The sequence below is a fragment of the Propionivibrio sp. genome (assembly GCF_047602565.1).
In the GTDB taxonomy this organism is placed as follows: domain Bacteria; phylum Pseudomonadota; class Gammaproteobacteria; order Burkholderiales; family Rhodocyclaceae; genus Propionivibrio.
The window spans coordinates 520,380-536,033 of record NZ_JASGGX010000001.1 but is presented as its reverse complement, the minus strand read 5'-3'; the positions used below and the strand labels follow the sequence as shown (position 1 = coordinate 536,033).

The following is a 15,654-nucleotide window of genomic DNA, read 5'->3' as shown; positions in this document are numbered from 1 at the left end:
TCGCGCCGCCGGAGGTGCTGATGGCGGTGACGCCGGGGTTGTCGCTGCAGGACGCCGAAGTCCTGGTCGGCCGCCGGGCGCGCGGGCATTTCACGTCGGGGCAGGACTTCGTCAACGCCTTGCCGGAGGCCCTGCGCACCACGGCCCGCCCGGCCCTCTACACCGTCGAGAGCCAGTACTTCCTGTCCGAGGCCGACGCCTGGTTCGGCCGCGCCCACGTCCGCCTGCAGGCGCTCCTCTACCGGCAGCGCGCCACCCTGCCCGACATCCTTTGGGTCAGACGGGAGTAACAAACCGGGCGCGCGGGGAACGGACCGCGGCTTACCGCGTCCTGGCCTTCGCCTCCACCCTTTTCCTGAATCCCAGGAAATGCCTGATCCATTCGTGGAAGGTGATTTCGGCGATCTCGATCTGCCGCCGGTTCAATCTGTGCCGGCGCTCCCGATAGCCGGAGGGCGGGCCGTCGTCCTTGGCCCGGCGGTCGGTCAGCTTGCGTTTTTCGTCGAATAGGGACATGGGCGCGCTCGCGATGCGGTGCCGTTCGAATGGCTCGACGGCAGGTTAACACCGGCCCGGCCGGCGGCGCGTGACGGATTTCACATGCGGGCGAAAGTCCTTTGCGGGGTGAAACGCATTATTTCCCACTAGGAGAAATGGAAGCGTTTTTCAGGAATTCCCCGATGCACATTTCGCATTGACAAAAATAGCATGCCTTTCAGCCGCACCCGATCCGGCGCGCCGGAGGCATCGGCGGAATCGATGCGGCGCCCGTGCGGCCCGGCGGCCGTCCTGCCGGTGCGGGGCCGAGCGAAGCGATGAACGATCACCACATGCGCGAAAGGGGAAAAAAATGAACGGTATGTTCGGTTTTCCGGGCCGTGGCCGGGGGTGGGCGAAAATTCCGCGCCGTTGTCTTGCCGCTGGCCTGTCCGCGGTCATCACCGTGTCGATGCACGGGTGCCTGGGCGGCGGCGGAGGCGGGCACGACGAGACGCCGGCGCCGCCTCCCGTCGTCGACAAATACGCCGCCGTGCCCACCCCGGCCGCGACCCTGGTGCCGACGGGAACGATCGGCGGCGCGGACCGCAACTATCCGTTCTTCGCCTGGGACATGAACCTCGACAAGCTGGGCTACGTCGAGCAGGAGTTTTTCTTCGAGGGCAAGGCCAACACGTACGACACGCCGGCGCCGAGCGGCGTGGGCAACAACCTGACGACGGCCGGCGCGACCGCCAGCGTGGTGACCAGGGACAATGGCTACAAGACGCGCATGGTGGTCTACCGCCCGACCGACGCGGCCCGCTTCAACGGCACCACCATCGTGGAATGGCAGAACGTGACCAACGGCTACGACACGCCGGTGCAATGGATTCAGCAGAAGGATTTCGCCCTGAGGAACGGCTATGCCTGGGTGGAGGTCTCCGCGCAGAGCATGGGCCTGACCAACGCCACGACCGGCCTGAAAGTCTGGAGCCCTGCCCGCTACGGCACGCTCGACGTGACCGCTGGCGGTACGGTGAGCGGCGACCTGTTGTCCTACGACATCTTTTCGCAGGCGGCCAAGGCCATCCGCAGCGTTGCCCCGGTGATGGGCGGCCTGCAGACGAAGAAGCTCATCGCCATCGGCAATTCGCAGTCGGCGGCGCGGCTCGGGGTCTATCTGAACGGCATCCAGCCGCTGCACAAGATCTATGACGGAGCGATCCTAGTGGTCGGCGGTCCGAAGATCCGCACGGACCTGGAGATTCCGATCATGAAAGTGCTCAGCGAGAGCGAACTGGCGAGCATCACCAACGAGAACCCGGTGCTGCAGGCCGACGCCGCCAATTTCGTCACCTGGCAGGTCACCGGCACCTCGCACTCGGAAATCTACGGCGCGGTCGTGCGCGGCACCATTCTCAAGCGCGACCTGGACCGGGAGATCGGCGAAACCGGCGGCGTTCCCACGCGCAGCCGCATTCCGTTCCGCTACGCGACCAACAGCGCCATCGTCAACATCGAGAAGTACCTCGACAAAGGCACGCCGCTGCCGAAGGCGTCCCCGATGCAGGTGGCCGACGCCAGCGTGCCCACGGTGGTACGGGATGCGTACGGCAACGCGCTGGGCGGCCTGCGCCTGCCAGACGTTGACGCGCCGATCGCCACGGATACCGGACACACCACCTTGCCGGGCATCACCGCCTACATCGGCACGCACGTGCCGTTCGCCAAGGCCGTCCTCGACGCGCTGTATCCGACGCACGCCGACTACGTGAACAAGTACAGGTCGTACGCCCAGCAGGCCGTCGCGCAGGGCTATCTGCTGCAGGAGGACGCCGACGAGGCGATCGCCAACGCCGAGGCCTCGATCATCGGCGAAGGGCTGAACTGCGACGGCGCCTTGTGCGCGGACGTCAGCCAGTTCCCCAAGAAACCGTCCATCCTGACGCTGCGCCTGCATTTCTTCGCCTACGACATCGCCAGCCGGGCCAAGATCCTGGCCTACATCGACGACGCGACGCGACAGATCGCCACGGGCTACCTGTTCAGCGACGCGGCGGCGGCGCGGCCGTTCTTCCAGCGGGCGATTGCCTCGCTCACCGCCTACATCGCGCTGGTGCAGGCGGAGGCAGCGACGGAGAAGAGCATTTCGCAGGCCACGGCCGACTACCTGGCCGCGCAGGCCAACACCATGATCGTCGAACTCGGCAAGCTGTAGAACGCGCCCGCCCCAGCGTTGCGGGCGGAGAACCGTCGGATCGGCGGTTCTCCGCCCGCGCCTTTTCACTCTTCCCGGCGGCGCGGCAGGGGGCGTTTCGCCTGTCCCGTGTAGGTATAGGGGATTTCCCTCGGCAGCGGTCCCTTGATCCTGCCGCCCTGCCGTTTCTGCTCCCAGGTGTGCGCCAGGATGCCGACTGAACGGGAGAGCACGAAAATGCCGCGGCCGAGCTCCGGTTCGAATCCCAGTTCGCAGAAAATGACCGCGGTGATCCCGTCGATGTTCATCGGGATCGGGCGCGACCTGCCCGCCTTGAGCGCGGTTTCCACGGCGCGGCCGATGGCCGCGAAGCGGCCGCTGACGGTGCCCCGCGCCACGGCCCGGTCGACCAGCGCGAACAGGGGCTCGACGCGCGGATCGATCGGGTGGAAGCGGTGGCCGAAGCCGGGAACGATCTTCGCACGGCGCTGCAGGACCGCGCCGGCCGTGGCGACCAGGTCGCCGCCGGCGCCGGCCTCCCGGTCGATCTCGTAATAGAGCTCCATGCACTGCTGGCCGGCGCCGCCGTGGATGTCGTCCAGCACGTTGACCGCCGAGGCCATCGCGCCGTTGAGCGGCAGCCCGCAGGTCACCGACATGCGCGCGATGGCGATCGACGGCGCCTGCGGGCCGTGATCGACGGCGGGCACCATCGCCGCCTCCAGCAGTTCGGCCTGGCCGCGCGTGGGCAGCTCTCCGCGCAGCATCAGCCAGATCATCTCGGCAAAGCCCACGTTCCCGATCAGTTCCTGGATCGGATAGCCGCGAATGGCGATCTCGCCCGGATGGATGTCGATGATTTCCGTCAACCACCAGTCCGAGGCGGCCTGCACTTTCTCTGCGCTGGTTTTTGCAGTCATGGTTTCATTCCTCGCTCAAACGGGGTGTCCGCCGACGGTGGCGGTCTGGCCGTGCCGCTCCCGCAGGCAGACGATTTCGTCGAATTGCAGGTGATGCATGAATTCGCGCAGGATCAGCAGGCGCGCCGCGAACTCCGGGTCGGCCGGGATGCCGCACGAGGAGAGCGGCCGGCCCGAGGCGGCCTGCGCCAGCCGCTCGAACGTTCCCTCGACCGCCGCGCGGCTCATGGCCATGGCGTCCGCCTGCCGGATGCCCGACAGCAGCGCCAGTTCGCGCAGGGGCGCATCCATGCTCAGGAGCACCGTATCCGGCGGAAACAGGGCGCGGGCGATCTCGTCCTCGACCGCGAGGATGGCGTTTTCGAGTTCGAGGGCGGTCGGCGGCATGTGTCCGAAATGGCCGCGCGCAATGGTTTCGGCACCGATCCGCAGCACCAGGACGGCGTCGGGGTCCTCGCCCCGGCCCGTCGCCACCGCCGTCTCCGTCGGGCCGATCGACAGCACGGCCACATGGCGGCCCCGGCTCGCCGGGCCGAACGACGACAGCGCCGCCGCATAGCGCCTCCGCATCTCCTGCGTGGTGTCCGTTGCCGACATTTCACCTTCCTTTCCGTCCGCCGGTGAGGAATGACCCCGAAAAACCGCTGCTTCCGGGAAGAGGGCGGGAGGGCGTCCCGCTGCCGGGACGCCCGCCGGCTCTACTGCCGTTTGATCCAGGTCGGGGCGATCGAAGTTCCCCAGCCCGCGCCGTAGCCCAGGTAGATGTTGAGGCCGGCCAGCGGTTCGAGGTAGCGCGCGTTCTTCAGGCCGCCGGCATCGATGCCGGCGAACCCCATGCTCTTGGCCAAGTCCGCGACGGTCTGCCTGGCGCGCTCGCTGTCGCCGGCGACGAATACCGGCACCGTCTGCCCGTTGCCGAAGTCGCCGCCTTCGGCCAGCACCTGGGCGAACACCGTGTTGAACGCCTTGACCACCTCGGCTTCCGGAACGGCCTTGGCGATTTCCTCGGCGGCCGAGGTGGCGTGGCCGATGGTCAGGCCCATGTAGTCGGCGGTCAGCGGATTGGTGATGTCGACGACGATCCTGCCCCGCAGATCGCCCGCGGATTTCAGCGCGGCCACGGCGTCGCCGTAGCCCGTCGCCAGGATGATCACCTCCGCCTGGGCGGCGGCGTCGCCCGGCCGGACGGCCGTGACGCCCGGGTTGGCGGCCGCGACGGCCTGGGCCTTCTCGGGATTCCTGGCGGTGACCCTGACCTGGTGGCCCGCGCGGGCCAGTTGCTTGACGAGGGCCGAACCCATGTTGCCTGCGCCGATGACGGTAACGTTCATGATTTGTCCTTTCCGTATTTGCCGTGTGACTCGATTGAAATGACCGTAATGGCCGTGCATCCGTATCCGATGCATGCGACACACTATAATTTCAATATTTTTTGGGATAAATACGAAAATAATTAAATCAATGTTGCGTTTATCGGGATAATTTCAGGGCTCAAGCCGAAATGCGCGTGGCGCCGCCGGCTACCTGATCACCACCACGCTCAGCGCTTTTCGGAAAGCCCCCGGACGCCCGGGGAGATCGCCCGCTAAGCCAAAGTCATGGCCGGCATGTTCTGCGCGTACCTAGACAGCCTCGAACGGATGGAGACCTCCCCGGATGGCGGTTTGTCCGTATGATGGCGAACGACATCACGACAGCGCGCCGGAATGACCCTCCGCCCGAAAAACCATGCCATCTCCTGACCTGCTTCTTGCGTTCGGCGCGGCGGCGTTCGCCGTGATCCTGATTCCGGGGCCGACGGTGCTGCTCGTTTCGAGCTACGCGATTTCGCAAGGCCGGCGGTCGGCCTGGCTGTGCATCCTCGGCGTCTGCCTGGGAGACGCCGCGGCCATGACCCTGACCTTCGCGGGCCTGGGCGCCGTGCTGGCGGCCTCGGCGGAAATCTTCGCGCTGCTCAAGTGGGCCGGCGTGCTGTACCTGACGTACCTGGGGCTGCAGCTCTGGCGGGCGCCCGCCGCGACAGGAGAGGCGGACGGGCCGGTCGAGCGCGGCGCGCGCAGGATCGTCCTGCGCGCGTTCACGGTCAACGTACTCCATCCGAAGGGTCTCGCCTTCTATGCGGCGCTGCTGCCGCAGTTCATCGATCCGGCGCGCGCCGCGCTGCCGCAGATGGCCGTCCTGGCGGTCGTCTTCATCGCGCTCGCCTTCTCCGTGCTGTCCATGTACGCCCTGGCCGCCGTCCGGTTCAGGGCGCTGCTCGCCAGCCGGACCGCGCGGCGGACGTTCAACCGGACGGGCGCGCTCTGCCTGTTCGGCGCGGGCGCCTACGTCGCAACGCTCCGGCACGGCAACTGACCGCGCAGGCCCACCCAACTCCTTTCCCTCCCCTTCAAGGGGGTGAGGACGGGGTTTCGCAGAGCACCGCTCTGCGCCGTCCGAACGGGCTGGCTGTGCAAAGCCAGCACTGCTGGGCTAGGGTGGGGATGGGGTAAAAGCGCCTTTGCCGCAGTCCAATTCCGGCGATTGCCTTCCCATAAAAGGCTTCTCGCCGGAAAAAAACGCTATTCCATCGCCGCCTGCAGCATGTCCAGGAAAGCCCGCGTCTTGGCCGGCATCAGCCGGCGGCCGGGGAAGACGGCCCAGGCGGTATGCGCCGGCTGGCTCCAGTCGGGCAGGACCCGGCGCAGCCGGCCGCCGCGCACGTCGGGCTGCGCGAAGTAATCCGGCACCGAAGCGATGCCGGCGCCGGCGATGGCCAGCCGGATCAGCAGTTCCGGCGAATTCGCCGTGGCCGCGCCGGGCGGCAGGCCTGTCCAGGTTTCCTTGCCGCGCTGCAGGGTCCAGGCCAGCGGTTCGCCATTGCGGCCGAGCAGGCGCAGCGAGCGGTACCGCTCCAGATCGGCCGGCGCCGCCGGATCGCCATGCTCGGCGAGATAGGCGGGCGCGGCGTAGAGTCCGGCCCGGAAATCGGTCAGCCGGCGGGCGGCCAGTAGCGCGTCGTCGGGCAGTTCGCCCATGCGGATGGCAATGTCGAAGTTCTCGCCGAGCAGGTCGACGCGGCGCGGCGACAGGTCGAGTTCCAGCGACACCTCCGGATGCAGGGCGATGAACGCGGCCAGCATGTCGGTGAGCAGCAGGCTGGCGAAGTCGCTCGGCATCGACACGCGCAGCCGGCCGCTCGGCCGCGCCTGGCGATGCTCGGCCAGCGCCCGCACCGCGTCGACCTCGGCGGCCACCTGGCGGGCGTGTTCGAGCAGTTGCCGGCCGAACTCGGTCAGCGTCAGGCGGCGGGTGGTGCGCAGCATCAGGCGCTCGCCGAGGCGGTTCTCCAGCAGCGTGACGCGGCGGGAAACCGTCGACTTCGGTAGGCCGATGCGCTCCGCCGCGCGGCTGAAGCTTCCCGCTTCGGCGACGCGGGCGAAGATCAGCAGGTCGTTGGGGTCGTATTGTTCCATTTGTGGAACGATATTATCCGATTGACGGGCTTTATTCGACATTTTCAAACCAATAGAGTGACGCCATCGCCATCGCCATCGCCACTCAAGGAGAGCCCGCATGAACATCCTGCAAATCAACGCCAGCGTCCGCCGCGACGCCAATTCCACCCGCGTCGCCGACGCCATCGCCGCGCGCCTGCGCGCCGCCTATCCGGACGCGCGCTGGAACGTGCGCGATCTGTCCAGGATGCCGCACCCGATCCTCGACGAGGTCGCGCTGGGCGCCCTGTTCACGCCGGCCGCCGAGCGCACGCCCGAGCAGGCGGCGCGCGTGGCGCTCGACGACGCGCTGATCGCCGAGGTGCAGGCGGCCGACGTGATCGTGCTCGGCGTGCCGATGTACAACCTCGGCGTGCCCGTGCAGCTGAAAAGCTGGATCGACGCGATTTCGCGCGCCGGTGTCACCTTCCGCTACACCGAGAAGGGGCCGCAGGGGCTGCTCGAAGGCAAGAAGGTGTATGTCGCGCTGGCGCGCGGCGGGCGCTACCGCGGCACGCCGCTCGACACGCAGGTGCCGTACCTGAAGGCCATCCTGGGCCTGCTCGGCATCAGCGACGTGAGCTTTTTCTACGCCGAGGGTCTCAACATGGGGCCGGAGGCGGCGCGGCAGGGCTTCGCCGAAGCCGAGGCGGAAATCGCCGCGGCCTTCGCCTGAGGCCGTTGAATATGGAAAGGAGACATCATGGCAACCATCCGCCAGACTGAATCCGTTCGCCGTTCGCGCGGCGTCGAACAACTGGTCGCCGGCCGGGCCACGTCCGACGGCGCCGGGGTGAAGCTCACGCGCGTGCTGTCGCAGGGGCTGCAGCATCGTCTCGACCCCTTCCTGATGCTCGACGCCTTCGGCAGCGACGACGCGCAGGACTACATCGCCGGCTTTCCCGATCACCCGCACCGCGGCTTCGAGACGGTGACCTACATGCTCGCCGGCCGCATGCGCCACCGCGACAGCGCGGGGCACGAGGGCCTGCTGGAGAACGGCGGCGTGCAGTGGATGACGGCCGCGCGCGGCGTCATCCATTCCGAGATCCCGGAGCAGGAGGCCGGCCGCATGGAGGGCTTCCAGCTCTGGCTGAACCTGCCGGCGCGCGACAAGATGAACGCGCCGTGGTACCGCGACTTCGCCGCCGCCGAGCTGCCCCGCTTCACCACCGACGCGGGCGTCGAGGCGACGGTGATCGCCGGGGAGAGCCACGGCGTGGCGGGCGCGGTGACGCGCGAGGCCACGGCGCCGCTGTACCTCGATCTCCATCTGCCGCCGGGCGGCCGCTTCGCGCAGCCGCTGCCGGCCGGGCACAACGCCTTCCTCTACGTCTATCGCGGCGAGGCGAGCGTGGCCGGCACGGCGGTGCCCGCGCAGCGCATGGCGATCCTGGCCAACGACCCGGAGGCCGACGGCGTGCTGATCGAGGCGGCGGGCGCGGCCGGGACGCGCGCGCTGCTGATCGCCGGGCAACCTCTGCGCGAGCCGATAGTCCAATACGGACCGTTCGTGATGAACAGCGAGCAGGAAATCTACCGGGCGCTCGGCGACTACCGCGAAGGACGGCTGGCCTGACGTTCTCCCTCCCCTTCAAGGGGAGGGTTGGGGTGGGGATGGGGTTCGAGCGCTGGTAACCTCATGGAATCACGGCCTTCGAACACCCCATCCCCCTCCCGGCCTCCCCCTTGAAGGGGGAGGAGAGTTGACGCTCGCAGCGCCCGGCCGACATGGAGGAGGAACGAATCCCATGAACACGACGCACACTTCCGGCGATACCGCCGGACTTCCCGCCACCCGCACCGAACGCGACTCCTTCGGGCCGATCGAGGTGCCCGGCGATTCCCTGTGGGGCGCCCAGACCCAGCGCTCGCTCGAATTCTTCCGGATTTCGGGCGAGCGCCTGCCGGATGCGCTGATCCACGCGCTGGCGCAGGTCAAGCGGGCGGCCGCCGTGGTCAACCGCGATCTCGGCCTGCTGCCGGCGGACAAGGCGGCGGCGATCGCGGCAGCGGCCGACGAGGTGCTCGACGGCCGGCACGCGGCGCAGTTTCCGCTCGTCGTGTGGCAGACTGGCTCGGGCACGCAGAGCAACATGAACATGAACGAGGTGCTCGCCAACCGCGCCTCCGAACTGCTCGGCGGCGAACGCGGCCTGCAGCGCCGGGTGCATCCGAACGACGAGGTCAATCTCGGGCAATCGTCGAACGACGTCTTCCCCACCGCGATGCACGTGGCGATCGCCCTCGGCGTCGCGCGGCGCGTGCTGCCGGCGCTGGACGGGCTGCGCGCGGCGCTGGAGGCGCGCGCGGCGGACTTCGCCGGCATCGTCAAGATCGGCCGCACCCACCTGCAGGACGCCACGCCGCTCACCCTGGGGCAGGAATTCTCCGGCTACGTGGCGCAGCTCGCCCACGCGCGCGCGGCCATCGAGGCGACGCTGCCGGCACTGTATGAACTGGCGATAGGCGGCACCGCCGTGGGCACCGGGCTGAACACGCATCCCGAGTTCGGCGCGCGCGTCGCGGCGGCGCTGGCGGAAAGTTGCGGCCTGCCGTTCGCCGCCGCGCCCAACAAGTTCGCCGCGCTGGCCGCCCACGACGCCGTGGTCGCCGCGCACGGCGCGCTGCGCACGCTGGCCGTGGCGCTGATGAAGATCGCCAACGACGTGCGCTGGCTGGCCTCCGGTCCGCGTTCCGGGCTCGGCGAGATCCGCATCCCCGAGAACGAGCCGGGCAGCTCGATCATGCCCGGCAAGGTCAACCCCACCCAGTGCGAGGCGCTGACCATGCTCTGCGCGCAGGTCATGGGCAACGACGCGGCGGTCGGCATCGGCGGTGCGCTCGGCAATTTCGAGCTCAACGTGTTCAAGCCGCTGCTCGCCCACAACGCCCTGCAGAGCATCCGCCTGCTCGCCGACGGCATGGCCAGCTTCGAGGCGCACTGCGTGCGCGGCATCGAGGCCAACCGCGAGCGCATCGACGAACTCATGCACCGCTCGCTGATGCTGGTCACCGCGCTCGCGCCGCACATCGGCTACGACCGCGCCGCCGAGATCGCCAAGAAGGCCCACCGCGAAGGGACGACGCTGCGCGAGGCGGCGTTGGCGCTGGGTTACGTCGGCGAGGCCGACTTCGACCGCTGGGTGCGGGCGGAGGACATGGTCGGCGGAAAGGGCTGAGCCCGCGGGCAGTCCCTTTCGGCCTGCCGTCGTGGCAGAATCCCATGCCTTCGCCAACCGCCGTTTCGTCCGCCATGCAGCACAAGAAATCGAGAACCGAGAAAATCGACATCCGCGGCCTGCGCTACAACGTCCGCCACTGGGGGCCGGAGGATGCGCCGGCGGTGTTTTTCCTGCACGGCTGGCTGGACTGTTCGCCGACCTTCCAGTTCCTCGTCGACGCGCTCGAACGGCCGTGGCACGTGATCGCGCCCGACTGGCGCGGCTACGGCGAATCGGAGTGGCTGGGCCGGCCGTACTGGTTCCCGGACTACTACGCGGATCTCGATTGCCTGCTGGCGCATTACTCCCCGGACCGGCCGGCGCGCATCGTCGGCCACAGCATGGGCGCCAACGTCGCCGGCTCGTATGCCGGCGTGCGGCCGCAACGGGTGGCGCAGCTGGCCATGCTCGACTTCCTCGGCCTCAAGCCAGCCATCGACGACGACTCGCCCAAGCTGCTCGGCGCGTGGCTGCACAACGTGGAGAACGGCCCGCCGTCGAGCCTGTATCCGAACTGCGAGGCGCTCGCCGCCCGCCTGATGGAAGCCAATCCGCGCCTCACCGAGGCGCGCGCCGCGTTCCTCTCCTGGCACGTCAGCCGCATGAACGCCGACGGCACGGTGATGATGGCCTGCGATCCCTGGCATCGCGTGCCGTCGCCGCTGGCCTATCACGTTGACGACACGCTGGCCTGCTGGCGGCGCGTCGAAGCGCCGGTGCAGTTGCAGATCGCCGAGCACGGCTTCGTCGTCAAACGCTTCGGCAACGACCCGCCGGAATTCGAGCGCCGGCTGTCCAGCTTCCGCGACCTGCGCACGGTGTCCATTCCCGATTCCGGCCACAGCGTGCAGCACGACCAGCCCGAGCGCGTGGCCGCGGCGATCGAACAGTTTCTTTCGCGGGAGTGACTTCCTAGCGCGCGGTCAGCCCCGCGACGATCGGCCGCCGGAACACCTGCCACGCCGGCAGGACGGCGAAGAGCGCGCCGGCCAGAACGAGGCCGATGGCCAGGACGAATTCCTCGAGGCCCAGGCGGGCCTGCATGGCGAAGCCGGTCTTGCCCTGCAGCCACAGCGAGAGCGCCGCGGCGCTGCCGTAGCCGAGCAGCAGGCCGAGCAGGGCGCCGACGCCGACCAGCAGCGCCACCTCGATCCAGATCGCGGCAAAGACGTAGGCCCGGCCGGCGCCGATCGCGCGCAGCACGGCGAACTGGCGCCGGCGCGCGAGGAAGCCGACCAGCAGCGCCATCAGCACCGCCGCGACGACCAGCGCCTGCGCGGCGACGGCGAGCAGCGACATCAGGTCGCGCACGTTGCCGAGCGCGGCGTACAGCTCGTTGAGCACTTCGGCGGGAAACAGCGCGATGCTCTGCGGCGTGCGGAAGGCGCCGCGCAGCGCGTACGCGCCGGCCACCGATGCCGGCTTGACGACGATGGCCGGCACGCCGGGCAGGCGCGCGGCGTCCCACGGCGGGCCGATGCGCGCGTCCCCGGCGCCGTGGCCGTCGGCCAGGCCGTGGATCGCCCACACGTCCTCGACCGGCACCAGCACGGCGGCATCCCAGATCGTGTGTTTCGCCGGCAGGCGCCCGACGACGGCGTAGCGGATGCCGGCATGCCCGGCTTCATGCGCATCGTCATCGTCGTCGTGGTCTTCGTCGTCATCATGGTGTTCGCCGTGGCCATGCTGCGGCGTGATTTCGGCGCCGATGGCGAGCGGCACGGCCGCGCCGACGACGGCTTCGCCGCGCCGTGCGAACATCCGGCCTTCGCTCGGCTTCAGCGTGCCGCCGCGCAGCGCGAAAGCGGCCGTGGTGCCGACGATCGGATGGCCCCGCCAGTGGTCGCCGAAGGCGATCGGCGCGGCGTAGGCGATGCCGGGGGACGCGGCGGCTCGCGCCAGCACGTCGCCGTTGACCAGCGGAATGGCCTGCGGCTGCAGGAAGACGGTGCTCAGCACCAGCTGCGTCGGGCTGCCGGGCGCGCCGATCAGCAGGTCGAAGTCGTCGGCGGCGCGCGCGCTGCCCTGGCGCAGGGCGCGTTCCTGCGAAATCACCGCGATTCCCGTGGCCAGCGCAAGAGCGACCAGCAGGATGGTCGCCGCCGCCAGCAGGCGGTTGCGGCGCAGGTCGGCGCGGACGATCGGCCACGGGTTCATTGCAGTCTCCCGTCTTCCAGCATGACGCGGCGGTCGAGCCGGGCGAGCAGTTCCTGGTCGTGCGAGACGACGATCAGCGTGGCGCCCCGCGCCTGCGCGAGGTCGACCAGCAGGTCGCCGATGCGCGCGCGGTGGTCGGGGTCGAGGCTGGCGGTCGGCTCGTCGGCGATGACGATGCCGGGCGCGAAGAGCAGGGCGCGGGCGAAGGCGACGCGCTGCCGCTCGCCGCGCGAGAGCAGCGCGACGTCGCGTTCCGGGCAGCCGATGCCAACCGCGTCGAGCAGTTCGCCGGCCCGGCGGCGCAACTCGGCCGGCGCGCGCCAGCGGCCGAAGTGGGCGGGCAGCAGCACGTTGTCGAACGCCGCCAGTCCGTCGATCAGGTGGAAGTCCTGGAAGACCAGGCCGAGGTGGCGGTGGCGCCAGCGGTCGCGCGCCTCGGGGGAGAGCGCGCACAGGTCGGCGCCGTCCCAGCGCACGCTGCCGGAGTGGGGCGCGGCGATGCCGGACAGGCAGTGGAACAGCGTGGTCTTGCCGGCGCCCGAGGGGCCGCGGATGCCGAGGCTGAAACCCGCCGGCACGTCGAGTGCGGCGATCTCGAACAGCGCCTGCTGCTGGCCTGGAAAGCGCCAGACCAGGTTCTCGACGTGCAGCGTCTGTCCCATGGCCGTCTCCGCTCAGCGCCCGACGTCCGCGTTGACCAGGCGCACCTGGCTGACGAATCCGGTGCGCGGATCGGTCCAGGAGCCGATCTCCAGCCGTCCTTCGACCGCGATGCGCTGCTGGACGTTGACGGGAATCAGCGTCTTCCTGAGATAGACGACGACGATGTTGACCGGCCATTCGGCGTCGGACGCGCAGAACGGGCAGACCGCGACCGGCTCGCGGGTGAGCACGAAGAAAGTGCTTTCCGGCTTGAGCGGCGGCGCCATGTAGCCGCGCATGCGCACCGGCCGTCCCTTGAGCGCGAGCGCGCGTTCGGAATACTGGACGCCGAGCACGCCGATCGATTGGTACAGCCCGTCGAAGGTCAGCGCCTCGGTGGCGCCCGCCAGCGCGGGGAAGGCCAGCAGGGGCAGCAGCACGAACGCGCGCCGGGAAAGCGCGCGGCGCTCCCCGGCGGGCGGGCCGAGGCGGCGGCCGGCGACGGTCACTGGCTGCTCGCCTTTCCGGCGGCGGCCTTGCCGCGCGGCGCCAGGGTGAGCGCCTCGGCGATGACGCGGAAGACGTCGGTGTTTTCCATCTGGCCGCGCACTTTCCCGGCGCCCGGACCCATTGCCGTGAGGATCACGTCGTCGCCCGAATGGATGCCCTGGTTGGCGGCACGCGGCCCCGTGTTGGGCAGGTTGCCGACGCGCAGCACGGCGCCCGGCACGTCCTTGTACTTCTCGTTGGCGACCATCACGCCGTCGCCGTTCTTGACCGCCGGCACGAATTCGCCGTCGAGGAAGGGGCGGAAGGTGTCGTAGTAGTCCGGGTAGGCGCCGAAGACGAAGCGCAGGCGGCGCGGCACGTTGACGCTGACCGGATAGCCCTCGTCGTTCGGCCGGTAGTCGGGGAAGCCGGCGCCTTCGTAGATGCCCACCTTGTTGCGCAGCTCGCCGCCGGGCGCATTGTCGTCGACCGTGCCGATCACGCTGACCGGGTGGCTGTGGTCGGCGGTGACCAGGATCAGGGTGTCGTTGCCGTTGGCCTTGGCCCAGTCCTGCGCCGCCTTGACCGCGTTGTCCAGCATGATCGTGTCGTAGATCGCGCGTTCCGGGTCCATCGAGTGCGAGTACTTGTCGATGCGCGCCGATTCGACCATCAGCACGAAGCCGTTCCTGTTGCGTGCGAGGATCTTGATCGCGGCACGCATTTCCTCGACCACGTCGGGCTGGTCCGGGAATTTGGCGACCGAGCCCTTCTTGAGGAATTTCAGGTCGAGCGCGCCGTCCACGTTGCCGGTGTTGTACAGGCCGAGCAGTTTCGTCGTCTTCGCGTCGTCGGCCGCGGCGAGCATTTCGCTCCTGGTCGTGGCCAGCGCGTAGCCGGCGTCCCTGAAGCGGGCGATGTAATCGTCGTCGTCGGCGCGCTTCGAGCCGGCCGTGCTCTTGGGCAGGAAGTTCGGCGAGCCGCCGCCCATCAGCACGTCGATCCTGCTGTCGTGGAACATCTGCACGATGTCGTTGTAATCCGAGCGGCGGCGCGTGTGCGCCACCATCGCGGCCGGCGTCGCGTCCTCGACCTCGGAGTTGGTCACCGCGCCGACGGCCAGGCCCTTGCGTTTGGCCAGCGAGGTCAGCGTTTCCACCTTGGGATGGTCGAGCGAGTTGGCGGCGCGCGAGCAGTAGACGCCGAGCGCGTTGACGCAGGACTTGTGGCCGGTGGTGTAGGCGTGCGCGGCGTTGGCCGAGTCGGTGATGATCGAATCGGTGCCCTGCGTGGTCAGCAGCGCCATGTAGGGCATCTGGTCCATCGCCAGCTTGCCCTTGAGCTTGCCGCTGTCGACGCCCTTGGAAAGCAGGCGGGCGGCGGTGCGGTGGCCGATCGAGAAGCCGTCGCCGATGAACAGGATGACGTTCTTCGCCGCGCGCTTGCCGGGCGTGGCGTAGACGGTCCATTCGACCGACCTGCTGGCCGTGCCGTCGCCGGCCGTCACCGTGTAGGTGCCCGGCCGGGCGATCGACACGTCGCGCAGCAGCAGGCTGGAAGCGTCCTTGCCGTCCTCGCGGACGATCAGTTCGGCGGCCTTGCCCAGCACCTGCGCGTGGTCCCGGCCGTTGATGGTGACCGAGACCTTGTCCGGATCGACGACGCCCGGGAATTCCACCTTTAAGTCGAAGCGCGCGCCGGACAGGATCTCCGCCCGGTCGATCGGGTAGATGGCCTGCGCGGAGGCAGTCAGCGGCGGCAGGGCGAAGGCGGCGGCGACGAGCGCCGTCCGGGGAAAGAAAGCAAGACGCATGGGCCTGTCCTCGTGGTTGCTGGGAGAGCGCCCAGCATAGAAAAGGCGTGTTGCGTTTGCGTGACAGCGCCGCCGCGCCCGCGCGGGGCGGTTGCCGGCGCGAACTTCGGCGGGCGCCGCGGGTCTGCATCGATAGTGGCCGAAAACCCTGTAGAATCCGCCCCTTGCCTCAGCCGACCCGCCGCAGGACCCGATGCCGCCCGATACGCCCAAGCCGCTTTTCTCCTATCGCCCGTACTGGGCGAAACGCTTCGGC

Annotated in this window: 15 protein-coding genes; 7 read left to right on the top strand and 8 right to left on the bottom strand. The window is 69.1% G+C overall.

All coding sequences use genetic code 11. The features are described from left to right. Positions 1–20 precede the first annotated feature (20 nt). Positions 21–290 (top strand): type II secretion system protein GspK, encoded by a 270-nt coding sequence (locus tag QM701_RS02470; protein WP_415169332.1) that lies wholly within the window; start codon positions 21–23, stop codon positions 288–290. A gap of 560 nt (positions 291–850) precedes the next feature. Further along, positions 851–2,698 carry an alpha/beta hydrolase domain-containing protein gene (locus QM701_RS02465; RefSeq protein WP_415165515.1) on the top strand — a complete coding sequence of 616 codons (1,848 nt, stop codon included), beginning with the start codon at positions 851–853 and terminating at the stop codon, positions 2,696–2,698. 65 nt (positions 2,699–2,763) lie between these two features. On the opposite strand, the gene QM701_RS02460 is transcribed toward QM701_RS02465, so the two are convergent. From QM701_RS02460 to QM701_RS02450, 3 genes are all read right to left on the bottom strand, one after another. Then, on the bottom strand, positions 2,764–3,597 hold the full coding sequence (locus QM701_RS02460; protein ID WP_415165514.1) for a citryl-CoA lyase: 834 nt from the start codon (positions 3,595–3,597) through the stop codon (positions 2,764–2,766). Positions 3,598–3,612: 15 nt separating this feature from the next. Beyond that, positions 3,613–4,194: a hypothetical protein gene (locus QM701_RS02455; RefSeq protein WP_415165513.1), complete on the bottom strand. Its 582-nt coding sequence runs from the start codon at positions 4,192–4,194 to the stop codon at positions 3,613–3,615. A gap of 101 nt (positions 4,195–4,295) precedes the next feature. Next, positions 4,296–4,928, bottom strand: a complete 633-nt coding sequence (locus tag QM701_RS02450) for an NADPH-dependent F420 reductase (RefSeq protein WP_415165512.1) — start codon at positions 4,926–4,928, stop codon at positions 4,296–4,298. Positions 4,929–5,325: 397 nt separating this feature from the next. Between QM701_RS02450 and QM701_RS02445 the strand changes: the two genes are divergently transcribed. Next, on the top strand, positions 5,326–5,952 hold the full coding sequence (locus tag QM701_RS02445; protein WP_415165511.1) for a LysE family translocator: 627 nt from the start codon (positions 5,326–5,328) through the stop codon (positions 5,950–5,952). Between the two features lie 206 nt (positions 5,953–6,158). Here QM701_RS02445 and QM701_RS02440 read toward each other — a convergent pair whose 3' ends face one another. Continuing rightward, a complete protein-coding gene (locus tag QM701_RS02440) occupies positions 6,159–7,052 on the bottom strand; it encodes a LysR family transcriptional regulator (RefSeq protein WP_415165510.1) in 894 nt (297 codons plus the stop codon). A gap of 100 nt (positions 7,053–7,152) precedes the next feature. Here QM701_RS02440 and QM701_RS02435 point away from each other — a divergent pair, with 100 nt between their 5' ends. From QM701_RS02435 to QM701_RS02420, 4 genes are all read left to right on the top strand, one after another. Next, a complete protein-coding gene (locus QM701_RS02435; RefSeq protein WP_415165509.1) occupies positions 7,153–7,749 on the top strand; it encodes an FMN-dependent NADH-azoreductase in 597 nt (198 codons plus the stop codon). A 27-nt stretch (positions 7,750–7,776) separates the two neighbouring features. Further along, complete coding sequence (locus QM701_RS02430) at positions 7,777–8,652, top strand: pirin family protein (protein WP_415165508.1); 876 nt, start codon at positions 7,777–7,779, stop codon at positions 8,650–8,652. Positions 8,653–8,824: 172 nt separating this feature from the next. Continuing rightward, positions 8,825–10,255 carry a class II fumarate hydratase gene (gene fumC, locus QM701_RS02425; protein ID WP_415165507.1) on the top strand — a complete coding sequence of 477 codons (1,431 nt, stop codon included), beginning with the start codon at positions 8,825–8,827 and terminating at the stop codon, positions 10,253–10,255. A gap of 44 nt (positions 10,256–10,299) precedes the next feature. Then, the gene (locus QM701_RS02420) at positions 10,300–11,205 is read left to right on the top strand and encodes an alpha/beta fold hydrolase (RefSeq protein WP_415165506.1); all 906 of its coding nucleotides are present in this window, start codon (positions 10,300–10,302) and stop codon (positions 11,203–11,205) included. Between the two features lie 4 nt (positions 11,206–11,209). Here QM701_RS02420 and QM701_RS02415 read toward each other — a convergent pair whose 3' ends face one another. Genes QM701_RS02415 through QM701_RS02400 form a run of 4 tightly spaced genes read right to left on the bottom strand, consistent with a single transcriptional unit; the run spans position 11,210 to position 15,398 of the window. Next, positions 11,210–12,454, bottom strand: a complete 1,245-nt coding sequence (locus QM701_RS02415; RefSeq protein WP_415165505.1) for an FtsX-like permease family protein — start codon at positions 12,452–12,454, stop codon at positions 11,210–11,212. Continuing rightward, positions 12,451–13,116: an ABC transporter ATP-binding protein gene (locus QM701_RS02410; RefSeq protein WP_415165504.1), complete on the bottom strand. Its 666-nt coding sequence runs from the start codon at positions 13,114–13,116 to the stop codon at positions 12,451–12,453. Before QM701_RS02410 ends, QM701_RS02415 begins: the two co-directional genes overlap by 4 nt. Before the next feature lie 12 nt (positions 13,117–13,128). Continuing rightward, positions 13,129–13,605 carry a hypothetical protein gene (locus QM701_RS02405; protein WP_415165503.1) on the bottom strand — a complete coding sequence of 159 codons (477 nt, stop codon included), beginning with the start codon at positions 13,603–13,605 and terminating at the stop codon, positions 13,129–13,131. Further along, the gene (locus tag QM701_RS02400) at positions 13,602–15,398 is read right to left on the bottom strand and encodes an alkaline phosphatase (protein ID WP_415165502.1); all 1,797 of its coding nucleotides are present in this window, start codon (positions 15,396–15,398) and stop codon (positions 13,602–13,604) included. Before QM701_RS02400 ends, QM701_RS02405 begins: the two co-directional genes overlap by 4 nt. Between the last annotated feature and the right edge of the window lie 256 nt (positions 15,399–15,654).

Excerpts from the sequence above, each read along its gene's own strand:
- QM701_RS02430 (WP_415165508.1), top strand. The coding sequence starts at position 7,777 with ATGGCAACCATCCGCCAGACTGAATCCGTTCGCCGTTCGCGCGGCGTC.
- QM701_RS02470 (WP_415169332.1), top strand. The coding sequence starts at position 21 with ATGGCGGTGACGCCGGGGTTGTCGCTGCAGGACGCCGAAGTCCTGGTC.
- QM701_RS02465 (WP_415165515.1), top strand. The coding sequence starts at position 851 with ATGAACGGTATGTTCGGTTTTCCGGGCCGTGGCCGGGGGTGGGCGAAA.
- QM701_RS02445 (WP_415165511.1), top strand. The coding sequence starts at position 5,326 with ATGCCATCTCCTGACCTGCTTCTTGCGTTCGGCGCGGCGGCGTTCGCC.
- QM701_RS02410 (WP_415165504.1), bottom strand. The coding sequence starts at position 13,116 with ATGGGACAGACGCTGCACGTCGAGAACCTGGTCTGGCGCTTTCCAGGC.
- QM701_RS02455 (WP_415165513.1), bottom strand. The coding sequence starts at position 4,194 with ATGTCGGCAACGGACACCACGCAGGAGATGCGGAGGCGCTATGCGGCG.
- QM701_RS02415 (WP_415165505.1), bottom strand. The coding sequence starts at position 12,454 with ATGAACCCGTGGCCGATCGTCCGCGCCGACCTGCGCCGCAACCGCCTG.
- QM701_RS02400 (WP_415165502.1), bottom strand. The coding sequence starts at position 15,398 with ATGCGTCTTGCTTTCTTTCCCCGGACGGCGCTCGTCGCCGCCGCCTTC.
- QM701_RS02450 (WP_415165512.1), bottom strand. The coding sequence starts at position 4,928 with ATGAACGTTACCGTCATCGGCGCAGGCAACATGGGTTCGGCCCTCGTC.
- QM701_RS02420 (WP_415165506.1), top strand. The coding sequence starts at position 10,300 with ATGCCTTCGCCAACCGCCGTTTCGTCCGCCATGCAGCACAAGAAATCG.
- QM701_RS02435 (WP_415165509.1), top strand. The coding sequence starts at position 7,153 with ATGAACATCCTGCAAATCAACGCCAGCGTCCGCCGCGACGCCAATTCC.
- QM701_RS02460 (WP_415165514.1), bottom strand. The coding sequence starts at position 3,597 with ATGACTGCAAAAACCAGCGCAGAGAAAGTGCAGGCCGCCTCGGACTGG.
- fumC (WP_415165507.1), top strand. The coding sequence starts at position 8,825 with ATGAACACGACGCACACTTCCGGCGATACCGCCGGACTTCCCGCCACC.
- QM701_RS02440 (WP_415165510.1), bottom strand. The coding sequence starts at position 7,052 with ATGGAACAATACGACCCCAACGACCTGCTGATCTTCGCCCGCGTCGCC.